General features: G+C 76.0%; 9 protein-coding genes. All 9 read left to right on the forward strand.

Annotation, left to right across the window (positions count from 1 at the left end):
* Positions 1-14: 14 nt before the first annotated feature.
* Complete coding sequence (locus ACQFYA_RS05095) at positions 15-1,382, forward strand: DUF58 domain-containing protein (RefSeq protein ID WP_499121994.1); 1,368 nt, start codon at positions 15-17, stop codon at positions 1,380-1,382.
* Positions 1,375-3,957, forward strand: coding sequence for a transglutaminase-like domain-containing protein (locus tag ACQFYA_RS05100; RefSeq protein WP_499121995.1), 2,583 nt, complete (start codon positions 1,375-1,377; stop codon positions 3,955-3,957). The genes ACQFYA_RS05095 and ACQFYA_RS05100 overlap by 8 nt, the downstream gene beginning before the upstream one ends.
* The gene (locus tag ACQFYA_RS05105; RefSeq protein WP_499121997.1) at positions 3,954-5,438 is read left to right on the forward strand and encodes an RDD family protein; all 1,485 of its coding nucleotides are present in this window, start codon (positions 3,954-3,956) and stop codon (positions 5,436-5,438) included. The genes ACQFYA_RS05100 and ACQFYA_RS05105 overlap by 4 nt, the downstream gene beginning before the upstream one ends.
* Entirely contained in the window at positions 5,435-6,271 is an 837-nt protein-coding gene (locus ACQFYA_RS05110; protein WP_499121999.1) for a PP2C family protein-serine/threonine phosphatase, read from the forward strand. Before ACQFYA_RS05105 ends, ACQFYA_RS05110 begins: the two co-directional genes overlap by 4 nt.
* Positions 6,268-8,073 carry an FHA domain-containing protein gene (locus ACQFYA_RS05115; protein ID WP_499122000.1) on the forward strand — a complete coding sequence of 602 codons (1,806 nt, stop codon included), beginning with the start codon at positions 6,268-6,270 and terminating at the stop codon, positions 8,071-8,073. The genes ACQFYA_RS05110 and ACQFYA_RS05115 overlap by 4 nt, the downstream gene beginning before the upstream one ends.
* Positions 8,074-9,690 carry a serine/threonine-protein kinase gene (locus tag ACQFYA_RS05120; RefSeq protein WP_499122001.1) on the forward strand — a complete coding sequence of 539 codons (1,617 nt, stop codon included), beginning with the start codon at positions 8,074-8,076 and terminating at the stop codon, positions 9,688-9,690.
* A complete protein-coding gene (locus ACQFYA_RS05125; RefSeq protein ID WP_499122003.1) occupies positions 9,687-10,397 on the forward strand; it encodes a hypothetical protein in 711 nt (236 codons plus the stop codon). Before ACQFYA_RS05120 ends, ACQFYA_RS05125 begins: the two co-directional genes overlap by 4 nt.
* Complete coding sequence (locus ACQFYA_RS05130; RefSeq protein ID WP_499122004.1) at positions 10,394-10,657, forward strand: hypothetical protein; 264 nt, start codon at positions 10,394-10,396, stop codon at positions 10,655-10,657. The genes ACQFYA_RS05125 and ACQFYA_RS05130 overlap by 4 nt, the downstream gene beginning before the upstream one ends.
* A gap of 79 nt (positions 10,658-10,736) precedes the next feature.
* Entirely contained in the window at positions 10,737-15,209 is a 4,473-nt protein-coding gene (locus ACQFYA_RS05135; RefSeq protein WP_499122005.1) for a type VII secretion EssC family protein, read from the forward strand.
* The last annotated feature ends 33 nt before the right edge of the window (positions 15,210-15,242 follow it).

Genomic DNA, 15,242 nt, shown 5'->3' on the forward strand with positions numbered 1-15,242 from the left:
GACCCGGAGATCTCATGACGACCACCACCGAGCGGGACACCGCGGCCGCCCCGGCGGGGCCGGACGCGGACGCGAGCCCCGACCAGCAGACGCCCGAGCCGTCGTCGGACGAGGCGCGCCGCCGCGGCGCGCGCACCGTCGCGGCGGGGACCCGCGGCGTCGGGGACGCGCTCGCGCGCGCGGGCCGCGCCGCCGGCGACCTCGCCGTGCGGGGCTGGGCGCGCACGGCCCCCGTGCTGGGCGTCGTCTCGTCCTTCGGCTGGGTCGTGCTCGCGCTCACCGTCGCGGCGTGGTGGGCCGGCCTCGCGCTGCACTGGGAGGAGTGGGCCGTCGTCGCGGTGACCGTGACGGTCGCGCTCCTGGGCGCGATCGTGTTCGTGCTCGGCCGGCTGCGCTACGACGTGACGCTCGACGTCGCCTCCCGCCGGGTGGTCGTGGGGGACCGGGCCGTGGGCCGCCTGCTGGTGCGCAACGGCTCGCCGCGCACGATGCTGCCGGCCGTCATGGAGCTGCAGGTGGGGCAGGGCATCGCCACGTTCCCGGTGCCGCGGCTGCGGCCCGACGCCGAGCACGAGGAGATCTTCGCGGTCCCGACCCACCGCCGCGCGGTGATCCCCCTGGGCCCCGTGCGCTCCGTGCGCGCCGACCCCCTCGGCCTGCTGCGTCGCGAGCTGACGTGGACCGAGCCGGAGGAGCTGTTCGTGCACCCGCGCACGCTGCCGCTGTCCGGGTCCTCCACGGGCCTGCTGCACGACCTCGAGGGCCGGGTCACACCCGACATCTCGGACTCCGACGTGTCGTTCCACGCCCTGCGCGACTACGTGCCCGGCGACGACCGCCGGCACATCCACTGGAAGTCCACGGCCCGCACCGGTCAGCTGATGGTGCGGCAGTTCGAGGAGACCCGCCGCTCCCGGCTCGCCGTCATCCTGTCCACCCGCAGCGAGGACTACGCCGACCCGGAGGAGTTCGAGCTCGCCGTGTCGGTGTGCGGCTCGCTCGGCCTGCAGGCCATCCGGGAGGACGGCGGCCTCACGGTGCTGGTGCAGCAGGCGCGCGTGCGCGGCGACCACCGCACCCGCCTGCTGGACGACCTGACCCGGCTCGAGCTCGCCCCCGCGCGCACCAGCCTCGCCGAGGTGGCGCGCGTCGCGTCGGCCACGGTGACGGACGCGTCCGTGGTCGCGGTGGTCGTGGGCAGCCGCGTCACCCCGACCGACCTGCGCGCCGCCGCCGTGCGCCTCCCCGTCGACGCCCGCCTCGTGGCGATGCAGTGCGTCCCCGGGGCGAAGGTGAGCCGCGGCCGGGTGGCCGACATGCAGGTGCTCACCCTCGGCGAGCTGCCGGACCTGCCGAACGCGCTGCGGAGGATGAATGACTGAGGGCCACGCCCCCGGGGCCGAGCCGGACGACCGCACGTCGCACGCCGGACCCGCCGGGCACACCGGCAGCACGGGCCACACGGGGAGCACCGGCCGCACCGGCGGCACGTCGCGCACCTCGGTGCGCGGCGGGACCACCCGCGCGAAGCGCCGCGAGGGCGACGGCCCGCGCGCGCTCACGGGCGCCGGCGCGATCGACGGCGTCGTGCTGCTCGCGCTGCTCGGCGTCGTCGCGGTCGGGTTCGGGCCCGCCTGGGGCACCACGGGCTACCTCGTGCCCGCCCTCGGCGGCGCCGTCGTCGGCCTGCTCGTGGCGTGGCTGGGCGCCTGGCTGCGCTGGTCGGTGCTGCTCACGGCCGCCACGACCGTGCTGGCGTACTTCCTCTTCGGCGGCGCGCTCGCCCTGCCGGACACGGCGATCGCCGGCGTCCTGCCCTCCCTCACCACGCTGCAGGAGCTCGCGCTCGGCGCCGTGCACGGGTGGAAGGCGTTCGTCACCACCGTGCCGCCGCTGGCGTCGTTCCCCGACCTCGCGGTGGTGCCGTACCTGCTGATGCTCCTGACGGGCCTGCTCGCGGGGACGATCGCGTGGCGGGCGCGGCTGGCCGCCTGGGCGCTGCTGCCCGTCGTGGTGGCGCTGGCCGGCGTCGCCCTGCTCGGCACGATCCTCCCGGCGTACCCGCTGGCGCAGGGCCTCGTGGTCGCGGTCGTGGGGCTGCTGTGGGGCTCGTGGCGCGCGATGGAGAGCCGGATGGGCGCCAACCGGCTGCTGTCCGACGCGAGCCGCTCGGCCACGCGCCGGCTGCGCGCGCAGCGGGTGCGCGGCGGCGCGATGCTGCTGGCGATCGGCGGCGTCGCGGCGGTGCTCGTGGCGCCGCAGACGGCGCACGGGGAGCGCCTCGCGCTCCGCGAGCTGATCACCCCGCCGCTCGACCTGCACCAGTACACGAGCCCGCTGGTCGGCTTCCGGCACTACACCAAGGACCTCAAGGACACCGAGCTGTTCACCGTCACCGGCCTGCCCGAGGACGGCCGGGTACGCCTCGCGACCCTCGACACCTACGCGGGCACCGTGTACGACGCGTCGAGCGGCGGCAGCACCGGCGTGTTCAACCGCGCCGGTGAGGTCGTGGACACGGTCGCGGCGGGCACGCGCGCGGACGTCCAGGTGTCGGTCACCGGCTACGCGGGCGTCTGGCTGCCCGACGTGGGCGAGATGGGCGGCATCACGTTCGGCGGGCAGCGCTCCGGCGAGCTCGCGTCCACCACGTACTACAACGCCACCTCGGGCACGGCGCTGTCCACCGCGGGGGTGCGGCCCGGCGACTCCTACGAGATCGACGCGATCGTGGCGCCGCGACCCTCCGACGACGACCTGGCGACCGTGCCGATCGAGGACGTGGACCTCCCCAAGCCGCAGGACGTGGCGGACGCCGTGCCCTCGAAGTCGGCGCAGTTCGCGGCCGACGCCACCGAGCCGTTCGAGCGCCTGACCAACATTCGCGACACGCTCGTGGCGACCGGCGTCTACTCGAGCGGCCTCGAGAACCAGCCGGCGTCACGGCCGGGCCACTCGGCCGCCCGCATCGACACCCTCCTCGCGCAGGACGAGATGGTCGGCGACGACGAGCAGTTCGCCGTCGCGTTCTCGCTGATGGCGCAGCAGGCCGGCATCCCGGCGCGCGTCGTCATGGGCTTCTACCCGGACAAGGACGCCGTGAAGCCGGGCGAGCCGTACACCGTCACCGGCGGGGACGTGCACGCCTGGGTCGAGGTCCCGTTCGAGGGCTACGGCTGGGTGCCGTTCGACGTCGTCCCGGACGAGGACAACAAGGTGGAGCCGCTCCCGCGCTCCAAGCAGGTGCCGAAGCCCCCGGTCCTGGAGACCCCGGAGTCGCCCGAGGAGCCGCCGCAGGCGGAGGCCGGCGACGTGGAGGAGGACGACCAGGACGAGGACCCGTCCGCCATCGACTGGCGCATGGTCGCGATGATCGCCGTGTCGGTCGGCGTGCCGCTCGCCATCGTCGCGATCCCGCTGCTGCTGATCCTCGGCTTCAAGCGCCGGCGCCGCGGCCGGCGTCTGACGGCGCCCCTGCCCGCCGACCGGGTCAGCGGCGGCTGGCGCGAGGTGGTCGACGCCGCGACGGACCTCGGGGCCGGCGTGCCCCCGGCCGCGACGCGGCGCGAGGGTGCCCGCCTGGTGGCCGAGCAGGTGCCGTCGGCGACGCCCGGCACGGTGCTGCTCGCGCACCGGGCGGACGAGACCGTCTTCGGCGCGGGCGTCCCCTCCGACGAGGAGGTCGCGCAGTACTGGGCGGAGGTCGACGAGGCCGTCGGGACGATGCGCGCGGGCGTGCCCTGGCGCCGCCGTGTGGCGGCCCGGCTCTCGCTGCGCTCGGTCCGCGGCGCGGACGCGCCGCCCGCGCGGGAGGCCGTCCGCCGGCGACTGGCGTCGGTGCCCGCCGCGATGGGCAGGATCGGGCGGGCCGCGGTGCGGCCGCTGCATGACAGGATGGCGCGCGCGCGGCGGCGCAAGGACGGCGCCCGGCGCTCCCGGCAGCAGGAGGATCGATGACGACGACGTGCACCGCGTGCGGTGCCGCGGAGCAGAGCGGCGCGTTCTGCTCCGTGTGCGGGACGCCCACCGTGGCGACCGCCTACCGCACACCAGGCCCGCCCACCGGAAGCCTGGAGGTGACCACGGAGCCGGAGATGCGCGAGCTCACCCGCCGCGCCCCGGCGGACGTGCGGGCGGCGTCCGGCGCGCCGCAGCACGGTGAGCCGCCCCTGGCGGGCGTCGGCCGGCGTGCCGGGGCCTACGTGCTCGACCTGCTCGCGATCTCGCTCGTCGCCGGCGTCGCCGGGGCCATCACCGCGCTGGCCGTGCGCCTGCTCGCGCGGATGTCCGACCTGGCGGCGGCGACCACGCGGATGGGCCAGGACGCCGCGGCGTCAGAGCTGGTCTCCGCGCTCACCACCGTGTACCTCGTGGTCGGCCTGGTCAGCCTGCTGTGCTGGGTGGGCCTGGCGCTGTGGGAGGGCCGCACGGGCCGCACGGTCGGCAACTCCCTGCTGGGCATCCGCACGGTCGCCGTGGACGGCGGCCCGGTCGGTGCCGGGCGGGACCTGCTGCGCTGGCTCGTGCTCGCGGCGTGCGGCATCCTCCCGGTCGTGGGCACGGTGCTCGTGCTCGTGTCCCCGACGTTCGACTCGTCCGGCCGCCGGCAGGGCTGGCAGGACAAGGCCGCCCGGAGCGTGGTGCGGGACGTCCGCGGCGTCGCACCGCGCAGCTTCGCGCCCGCCTCCCCGGCCGCGCCCGGCGCCCCGGCGCCCGCCGGCCAGGCGCACGCGGGACAGGCGGCGGCGGACCCGTGGGCGTTCCCGGCCGCGCAGCGCGACGCCGGCGGCCTCATCACGGGCGTGCCCGGCTCCGCCGACGGCGCCCCGGCGCAGGAGGACCCCGCCGGCGTCGAGGCGCACACGGTCCACCGCGGGCAGGCGCCCGCCGAGACCCCGGCGCCCAGGGCGCCCTCCCCGCAGGCGCCCGCACCCCGAAGCCCGCATGCGCACGAGTCGGCGCCCGCGACGATGCAGGCGCCCGTCCTGCCGGTCGCGCCCGTCGCGCCCGTCGCGCCGCCGGCGGAGGACCTGGACGACCTCGAGGCCACCCGGTTCAGCGTCTCGTCGCGCCGCAGCGCGGGCGACGGCACCGCGCCGCCGCGGATCGTCGTCGAGATCGACGCGGACCGCCGCGTGCACGTCGCGACGCGCACGCTCGTGGGCCGGCAGCCGCAGCAGGACGGCGGCGCACCCGCCACGCTGCTGCGGCTCGACGACCCGACCCGCTCGGTGTCCAAGACGCACCTCGAGCTCCAGCCCGCCGCGGACGGCCTGCGGGTCACGGACCTGGGGAGCACGAACGGCAGCGCCGTCATCGCGCCGGGCGGGGGCGTGCAGGAGCTCGCCGCCGGGCGTCCGGTGACCGTGACGGCCGGGTGGGTCGTGCAGGCCGGCGCCCGCCGCCTCACCGTGGTCGGGCAGGACGCCGGGGCATGACCGCACCGGTGAGCCTCGGCCTGCTCTGGGGTGCGGCGACGCACCAGGGTGCGCGCCGGAGCCTCAACGAGGACTCCTTCCTGGCGGGCGGCTCCGTGTTCTTCGTCGCCGACGGGATGGGCGGGCACGACGCGGGCGAGGTCGCGAGCGCGGCCGCGGTCGAGGCGCTGGCCCCCCTGGGGGAGTCGGTGGTCGTGGGCGTGGACGACGTGCGCTGCCGCGTCCGCGCCGCGCACGACGCGGTGCAGGCGATCGAGACCGCCCCGGGCCGGGGCGCCGGCACCACGCTCACGGGCGTGGTGCTGACCGACCAGGGGGGCGAGCCGTACTGGCTCGTGGTCAACCTGGGCGACTCCCGCACCTACCGCAGCGCGGACGGCGTGCTCGAGCAGGTGAGCGTGGACCACTCCGAGGTGCAGGAGCTCGTCGACGCGGGCCGCATCACCGCGGTGCAGGCCCTCACGCACCCGCGCCGCCACGTCGTGACGCGCGCGCTCGGCGCCCCCGACGACCCGGAGCCCGACTTCTGGTTCCTGCCCGTGCACCCGGGCGACCGGATGCTGGTGTGCTCGGACGGGCTGACGGCCGAGCTGACCGACCGGCGGGTGGCCGAGCTGCTGCTCGTCGAGGCCGACCCGCAGGTGGCCGCCGAGCGTCTGGTACGCGAGGCCCTCGAGGCGGGCGGCCGGGATAACATCACGGTCATCGTGGTGGACGCCACAGGGCTGACGGATGCCCTGGAGAGCACGGCGCCCCGGGACCGGCGCGCCGACCACGATGACGACGAGGACACGGTGCCCCGGCGGTCGCCGTGGAAGGGGGCCCTGACGTGACCGTGCGCTACGTGATCGGCCCGGCGTACGCCGTGGTGCGCGGCGGCGCCGTGGTCGTGCTGCCGGAGAAGGTGACGCCGGAGCTGGTGGACGAGCTGTGGACCGCGCTCGGCGCCGGCGGCGGCGTGGTGCCGGTGCTGGAGGTGCTCACGGGCTCGTTCGGCGCCAGCCTGGCGTCGCTGCCGCCGTTCGCGATGGCGGTCGCGGACGGGCGGCGCGTGCAGGTCGCGAGCCGCGGCGCCACCTCGGTGACGGTGGCGCGCTCCGACGGCCGCGACCACGTGTCCGGCGAGGGGGTGACCACGTGGGCGGAGCGCACGTTCCACGACGTGGTCGACTTCGCGGTGCAGGTGGGCGTGACCGAGCCCGACGACCTGGTCGACGCGCGCGCCCTCCCGCTCGACGCGGGCGTGGTGCTGGTGCGCTCGGTCGGCACCCGGCTCACCGAGGACGCCCTGCCCGCGGCCCTGGCCCGACGGCCGGAGCCCGTCCGCGAGCCGTGGGAGGAGCCGGAGCCGGAGCCCGTCGTCGCGCGTCCCGGCTCGGCACCCGGCACGGCACCCGCTGCGGTGGACGCCGCGCCCGCTCCGGAGCCGACCGTCGCGCCCGAGGCGACGATGGTGCCCGGCCTGACCGTGACGTCCGGCGACGTGCCCCGTCCCGCTCCGGCGGCCCCCGCGCACGAGGCCCCGGTCGCCGCCGACACCCCCGGGCCGGACTTCGCCGCCGGTGCCGTGCCCGACGCCGCGCCGCCCGCCGACGAGCCGCCGCCCGAGGAGACCAGCGGGTACGACCACCTCTGGGGCTCCACGGTGCACCGCGCCGTCGAGGCTGCGGCGATCCGCCCGCAGGGGGAGGACGACGACGAGGACGACGCCGGCCCGGACGGGGCCGCCGCCGAGGCGCCCGCGCGGGAGCCCGACGCCGGACCGGCAGCCGAGCCGGCCGTGCCGGACGCTGCCCCGGACACCGCTGCCCCGGGCACCGCTGCCCCGGGCACCGCTGCCCCGGGCACCGCTGCCCAGGACGTCGCAGCCCAGGACGCCGCTGAGCAGGACGCTGCCGACCAGGAGCCGGTGGGCCAGGAGACCGTCGCGCCGCCGCCCGAGGTCGTGGCGTCGGGCGCCGACGAGATCGAGGGCAGCACGGTGCTCTCGTCGGCGATCGCGGACCTCCGCGCCGCGGCGGGCACGCAGGCCGCGGGCGGCGCGCCCTCGTCGGACGCCCGGTCGGACGCCCGGTCGGACGCCCGGCCCGCGTCGGGCGCGGTCGCGGTCGACCCGGGGCCCTACGGCGCCGTCGCGCCGCCCGGCCCGTCGTTCGCGTCGGCCCCGCAGCCGGGCCGGCCGATGATCCTCGCGCGGTCGTGCACGTCCGGGCACCCGAACCCGCCCCAGCGCGACGACTGCGCCACGTGCGGGCAGTCGCTCGTGGGGGAGGCCCGGCAGGTGCCCCGCCCGGCGCTCGGCGTCATGGGCGTCTCGGGCGGCCCGCGCGTGACGCTGGACCGTCCGGTCGTCGTGGGCCGCCGCCCGCGCTCGCCGCGCGCCACGGGGGACGACGTGCCCCGGCTGGTGACGGTCCCCAGCCCGCAGCAGGACATCTCCCGGTCGCACGTGGATGTGCGCCTGGAGGGCTGGCACGTCCTCGTGAGCGACATGAGCACGACGAACGGCACCACGCTGCTGCGGTCGGGCCAGCCCCCGCTGCGGCTGCACCCGGGCGAGCCCGTCCTGGTCGTCTCGCGGGACGTCATCGACCTGGGCGACGGCGTGACGCTGACCTTCGAAGGGATCCTCTGAGTGAGCCGCAAGCGCCCGCCGTCGCCGCCGCCCGAGATCGAGGGGTTCGAGTACGTCTCCCTCATCGGCTCGGGCGGGTTCTCCGACGTCTTCCTCTACCAGCAGCGCCGACCGCGCCGCCGGGTCGCGGTCAAGGTGCTGCTCCACGAGTGGACCAACGAGGGGCAGCGCGAGGCCTTCGAGGCCGAGGCCGACCTCATGGCCACGCTGTCCACCCACCCGTCCATCGTCACGATGTACGAGGCGGACGTCGCCGCCGACGGGCGCCCCTACCTGGCCATGGAGTTCTGCTCCCGGCCCAACCTGGGCGCCCGCTACCGCAGCGAGCGGCTCAGCGTGCCCGACGTGCTGCGGATCGCCGTGCAGGTCGCGGGCGCGGTCGAGACCTCGCACCGCGCCGGGATCCTGCACCGCGACATCAAGCCGGCCAACATCCTGGTGACCGAGTACGGGCACCCGGCCCTCACGGACTTCGGCATCTCGTCGACCCTCGACGACGCGGGCCTGGCCGAGGGCATGTCGATCCCGTGGTCGCCGCCGGAGTCGTTCGCGGAGCCGCCGCGCACCAGCGTGTCGACCGACGTGTGGGGCCTCGCCGCGACCACGTACTCGCTGCTCGCGTCGCGCACCCCGTTCGAGGTGCCGGGCGGGTCCAACTCGAGCGCCGACCTGGTGTCCCGCATCGAGTCGGCGCCGCTGCAGCAGACCGGCCGGCACGACGTGCCCGCGTCGCTCGAGCGGGTGCTCGGCACGGCGATGGCGAAGAACCCGGAGGCGCGGTACCCGACCGCGCTCGCCTTCGCGCGGGCGCTGCAGTCCGTGCAGACCGACCTGTCGTTCGCCGTCACCCCGATCGACCTCCTCGACGACCGCGGGCAGGTCCAGGACGACGACGGCGGGGCGCCGGAGCCGGCCGACGAGGACGAGGTCGGCACGCGCCTGCGCGAGGTCGTCTCCGTGGACCCGCGCGGTCCGGCGGCGGCCGCGGGCGGGCTCGTCACGTCGGCGCCGGCCGCCGCGTCGCGGCCCTCCTGGACCGCGCCCACGACCACGGGCGCGGCCACGGGGGTGCTGGCGGACGACCTCGGGGACACGGTCCACCGGTCGATGGCCCCCTCCGCCCCGGCGGAGCAGACCGGGACGACGGCGGCCCCGGCGGAGACCGAGGCGCCCGCGCCCGGCCGGAGCAGGGTGACGACCGGCCTCGTCGTCGGGCTCGTCGCCGTGGTCGCCGCCCTCGTGGTGACGCTCGCGGTGGTGCTGTGGCCCGACGCCGCGCCGTCGCCGGGCGGCGACCCGACCCCGGTCGCGACCGGTGCGGGCGACGACCCTGCCCCGCCGGCGGACAACCTGGGCGGCCTGGTGCCGTCCGTGACCGAGCTGCGGGGGAAGGCCTCGGGCGGCAAGGTCGTGTTCACCTGGACCAACCCGGACCCGGTCGACGGCGACACCTACGGCTGGCGCGAGCCGCAGGCGCTGGAGGAGGCGCACTACCAGCAGGTGACGGAGCCCACCGTCACCGTGGACAAGGCGGAGTCCGGCGAGACGTGCGTCGAGGTCGTCATCGTCCGGCAGGGCGCGTTCTCGATCGAGCCGCAGGGAGTGTGCGTGGGATGAGCGACCTGGCGGTGGAGTTCGCGGGGGAGTGGTTCCGGCCGGAGCCGGAGGCGGTCTTCGAGATCGGGCGCGAGGGCGACCTGGCGCTCGACGACAACCCCTACCTGCACCGGCGCTTCCTCCAGCTCACGCACGCCTCGGGGCTGTGGTGGCTGGGGAACGTCGGCGCGCGGATGTCCGCCACGGTGTGCGACGCCGCGGGCGGGGTGCAGTCGTGGCTCTCGCCCGGCACCTCGCTGCCGATCGTCTTCCCGTCGACGTCGATCGTCTTCACCGCCGGGCCCACGACGTACGAGCTGCTGGCCCGGCTCAGCCCGTCGCCCTACGCCGAGATCCGCTCCGAGGAGCCGGAGGGCGGGGCCACCACGATCGGCATGATCCCGTTCACCGTGAGCCAGCGGCAGCTCGTCGTCGCGCTGTGCGAGGCGATGCTGCGCCGCGACGGCACCGGCCTGTCGGAGATCCCGTCGTCCGCGGAGGCGGCGGCACGCCTCGGGTGGACGACGACCCGCTTCAACCGCAAGCTCGACAACGTGTGCGAGAAGCTCGACCGCGTGGGCGTGAAGGGCTTGCGCGGCGGCTCGGGCGGGCTCGCGACCAACCGTCGCGCGCGACTCGTGGAGTACGCCGTCGCGTCGCGGCTCGTCACCGCCGACGACCTGCCCCTGCTCGACATCACGGACGACGAGGGCAGGGACGCGGAATGAGCCGCCGGACCCGCCCCGAGCTGTGGCAGATGGTCGTGGTGGTCGCCGTCGGCGCCGCCGCGATCGCCTTCGTGATCCTCGTGGCCGTGGGCGTGCTGCGCGACGGCGTCGGCACCGGCGACCCGCTGGACTACTGGCGGGCGATCGGCCGCGAGCTCACCGACGCCGACAACTGGCGCGTGATCGGCCTCAGCGCCCTGGCGGGCGCGGCCGTCACCGCCGTCGTCGGCGGTGTGGCGCGGCTCGTCCGGCGGTCGTGACCCGCACGCCGTCGCGCGCCTGAATCCCCGCCGCCGCGACCCGAGACCCTGAACCAGACGGAACGACCCGAGGAGAGCGATGCGCGTCAAGGTGACGCTCCGGCGCCCCGACACCACGCAGGACGACGTCGTCATCACCGCGGACGCGGGGGCGACCATCGGCGAGGTGGCGTCCACCCTGGCCCGCGTGGACCCGGGCGGGTCGGGCGCGGTCGGCACCGGCCGGCGGACGATCGAGGCGCGGCTGCCCGGCCAGGACCGGCCCACCCGCCTGCCCGCCGACGCCGCGCTCGGCGAGGCGTGGATCGGCTCGGGCGCGGAGGTGGCGCTCGTCGAGCTCGACCGGCCGGGCTTCGACTACCAGCCCTCCCGGGACGTGCGCGCCACGCTCCGGTTCGGGGACGGCAGCGTGATCGACCTGCCCGAGGGCAGCTGGACGCTCGGGCGCGCGCCGGGCTGCGACGTCGTGCTGAGCGACGCGCTCGTGTCCAAGCAGCACCTGCGGCTCGACGTCTCGGACGTCGTCGACGTCGTCGACCTGGGCTCCGCCAACGGCCTGCTGGTGGACGGCGACCACGTGCAGCGCCTGCGCGTGGAGGGCAGCCAGCGCGTCACGGTCGGCGACACGGTGATGACGATCGAGCGCCGCAAGCCGCAGACCCTCACGGGCGTCGCGCCCAAGGCGGGTCCGGTACCGTTCACGCGCTCGCCGCGCGTCGAGGCCCGGTACAAGGGCGAGGAGTTCGACGCGCCCGACGTGCCCGCCGAGACCGAGCCGCAGCCGTTCCCGCTGCTGGCGATGCTCGCGCCGGTGCTCATGGGCGGGTTCATGCTCGCCATGGGCCGCGGACCGATGGCGCTCGTGTTCATCGCGCTGTCGCCCATCATGCTGATGGGCAACTACCTCACCCGGAACAAGCAGACCAAGCGGCGCAAGGATCGCGACGTCGCGCGCTTCGAGGAGCGGCTCGACGCGCTGCGCGAGGCCCTCGGGGGCGAGGAGGAGACCGAGCGCTCGGTGCGCCTGCGCGAGGCCCCGGCGACGCCGCACGTGTTCGCGGAGGCCATGCGGCACGGGCCGATGCTGTGGACGCGCCGCCCGGAGCACTGGAGCTTCCTCAACGTCCGGTTCGGCATCGGCACGATGCCGTCGCGCAACAGCGTGAAGGACACGGCCCGCGGCGCGATGATCAAGGAGTACCAGGAGCGCCTCGACGCCGTGGTCGAGCGGCACGCGAACGTGTCGGGCGTGCCCGTCGTGGAGAACCTGTACGACGCCGGGGCGCTCGGCTTCGCCGGCCCGCCCGGGAAGGTGGCGGGCAGCCTCAACGCGACGCTGCTGCAGCTCACCGGCCTGCACTCGCCGTCGGAGCTGGTCGTCACGGGCATGGTCAGCCCGGTGTGGACCAAGCACCTGCAGTGGCTCACCTGGATCCCGCACACGTCGTCGCCGCAGAGCCCGGTCGAGGGGCACCACCTCGCCGACTCGGCGAGCGGTGCCGCGCGCCTCGTCGCCGAGCTCGAGGAGCTCGTCACCACGCGCCTGCGCGCCGCGCGCGGCGGGTCCCAGCGTCGCGGCGCGATCGACGAGGACGACGCGGCGCTCGAGCGGGGCGCGGAGGTCGGCGGCAAGAAGGCGGAGGCCGGCACCAAGTCGCCGGTGCCCGCGGTGGTCGTGGTCATCTCCGACGACATCGACGTCGAGCGGGCGCGCCTGGTGCAGCTCGCCGAGAACGGCCCCGACGCGGGCGTGTACCCGCTGTGGATCTCCGCCGACACCGCCTACCTCCCGGCGGCGTGCCGCACGTTCGTCGACCTGGGCGAGCACGGGCCGCGCGTCGGCATGGTGCGGCTGGGCCGCTGGGTCGACGACGTCGAGCTCGAGGAGATCGACGCGTCGACGGCCCTCGACTACGGGCGCCGCCTGGCCCCCGTCTTCGACGCCGGCGCGATCGTCGCCGACTCGTCCGACCTGCCGCGCTCGGTGACGATGCCGGCGCTGCTCGGGCACGAGCTGTTCGAGGACCCGCACGCCGTGCTGGAGCGCTGGCGCCAGAACCTGTCGGTCTACGACCGCACCCAGGCGGTGCCGCGCAAGCGCGCCGGGTCGCTGCGCGCCATCGTCGGCTCCGCGGGCCTGGACGCCCAGCACCTCGACCTGCGCTCCCAGGGCCCGCACGCCCTGGTCGGCGGCACGACGGGCGCCGGCAAGTCGGAGTTCCTGCAGGCGTGGGTGCTCGCGATGGCGGCGGAGTACAGCCCCGACCGCGTGACGTTCCTGTTCGTGGACTACAAGGGCGGGTCGGCGTTCGCGGACTGCGTCCAGCTGCCGCACTGCGTCGGCCTCGTGACCGACCTCAGCCAGCACCTGGTGCTGCGCGCGCTCACCTCGCTGCGCGCCGAGCTGCACCACCGCGAGCACCTGTTCAACCGCAAGAAGGTCAAGGACCTGCTCGAGCTGGAGAAGCGCGGCGACCCCGAGACCCCGCCGGCACTCGTCATCGTCATCGACGAGTTCGCGGCCCTGGTGGGCGACGTGCCGGAGTTCGTCGACGGCGTCGTGGACGTCGCCCAGCGCGGCCGCTCCCTCGGCATCCACCTCATCATGGCCACGCAGCGCCCGGCGGGCGTCATCAAGGACAACCTGCGCGCCAACACCAACCTGCGCGTGGCGCTGCGCATGGCCGACGAGTCCGACTCCAGCGACGTCGTCGACATCAAGGACGCCGCGCACATCGACCCGGCCATCCCCGGCCGCGGCGTGGTGAAGACCGGGCCGGGCCGCCTGCAGGCGTTCCAGTCCGGGTACGCGGGCGCGTGGAGCACCCGGGACCCCGAGCGCGCGGCGATCGAGGTGGCCGGACTGCACTTCGGCCGCGAGGAGAAGTGGGAGGAGCCGGTCGACCCGGCCGCCGTCGTCGACGACGACATGGACCTCGGCCCCAACGACCAGCAGCGGCTGGTCGCGCGGGTCGGCGAGGCCTTCGAGGCCGGGCGCCTGACCCCGCCCCGCCGCCCGTGGCTCGACTCGATGGCCGACGCGTACGACCTCACGCGCCTGCACCAGCGCACCGACACCGAGCTGCTGCTCGGCGTCGCCGACATCCCGGAGCAGCAGGCGCAGCGGCCCGTGTACTTCGTGCCGGACGCCGACGGCCACCTCGGCGTCTACGGCACGGGCGGCGCCGGCAAGAGCACGGCCCTGCGCACGCTCGCGGCGGCCGCCGGCATCACGCCGCGCGGCGGCCCGGTGCACGTGTACGGCCTGGACTTCGCGGCGGGGGCGCTGCGGATGCTGTCCGCACTGCCGCACGTCGGGACGATCGCCCGCGGGGACGACGTCGAGCGCGTCGTCGGGCTCATGCGGATGCTGCGCGACGAGCTGCAGCGCCGCGGCGAGGCCTTCGCCGCGGTGTCGGCGTCGAGCGTCACCGAGTACCGGCAGCTCGCCGGGCGCCCGGACGTGCCGCGCATCCTGCTGCTGGTCGACGGGTTCCCCGGCTTCCGGGACGACTTCGAGGTGGGCGCGGGCCGCGCGGAGTGGTTCGACGTCTTCCGCGACATCCTCAACGACGGGCGCGCGCTCGGCATGCACGTCGTGTTCACCGCCGACCGCTCCGGCGCCGTGCCGACATACGTGCGCTCGATGGTGCAGCGCAACCTGCTGCTGCGGATGACCGACGACGGGTACCTGGCGTTCAACGCGCCGCGCGACGTCATCACCTCGGACTCGCCCAACGGCCGCGCGCTGCTGGACGGGCTCGAGGTGCAGGTCGCCGTCATCGGGGGCACCACGTCGGTGTCCGCGCAGGCGGCGGCGACGGAGAAGCTCGGCCAGTCGATGCTGCAGGCCGGCGTGCGCCCGGCGCCCGAGGTGCGGGTGCTGCCCACCGAGTACGGCCAGGGCGAGCTGCCCGAGCGGGTGGACGGTCAGCCGGTGCTCGGCCTGGACGGCATCACCCTCGGGCCGGTGCCGTTCGACCCGTCGGGCACGATGGTCGTCGCGGGCCCGCCCGGGTCGGGGCGCAGCAACGCGCTCGTCGCGATCGCCCGCGCGGTGCGGCGGGCCGACCCCGGGGCACGCCTGTACCTGTTCGCGCAGGGCCGGTCCGCCATCGCCGACAAGCTGCCCTGGGCGGACGTCGCGACCGGCGTCGAGAAGGTCAAGGCGCTCGCCACGGACCTGCTCGCCGCCGTGCAGGACGAGGACGTCGATCCGGGCATCGTCGTGGTGATCGAGGGGCTCAACGAGTACCTGCAGTCGCCGGCCGACAAGCCGATCCAGGACCTCACGAAGGCGATCCGCGGCAGCGACCACCTGCTCGTCGCGGAGGCCGAGACGGCGGGCTGGTCCGCGACCTGGCCGCTGCTCGGCGAGGTGAAGAACGGCCGCCGCGGGCTCATCCTGCAGCCGGAGAACCTCGACGGCGACACGATCCTCAAGACGTCGCTGCCGCGCTCCGCCAAGGGCGAGTTCCCCGTCGGCCGCGGCGCGTGGATCGCGCGCGGCAAGCAGACGCGGGTGCAGCTGCCGCTGGTGCTGGAGGACTGAGGGCGCCGCCGGGCCGATGGGGAGTCCTCCCCA

Origin of the sequence: Promicromonospora sp. Marseille-Q5078, assembly GCF_050315395.1 — a bacterium.
Classification (GTDB): domain Bacteria; phylum Actinomycetota; class Actinomycetes; order Actinomycetales; family Cellulomonadaceae; genus Isoptericola.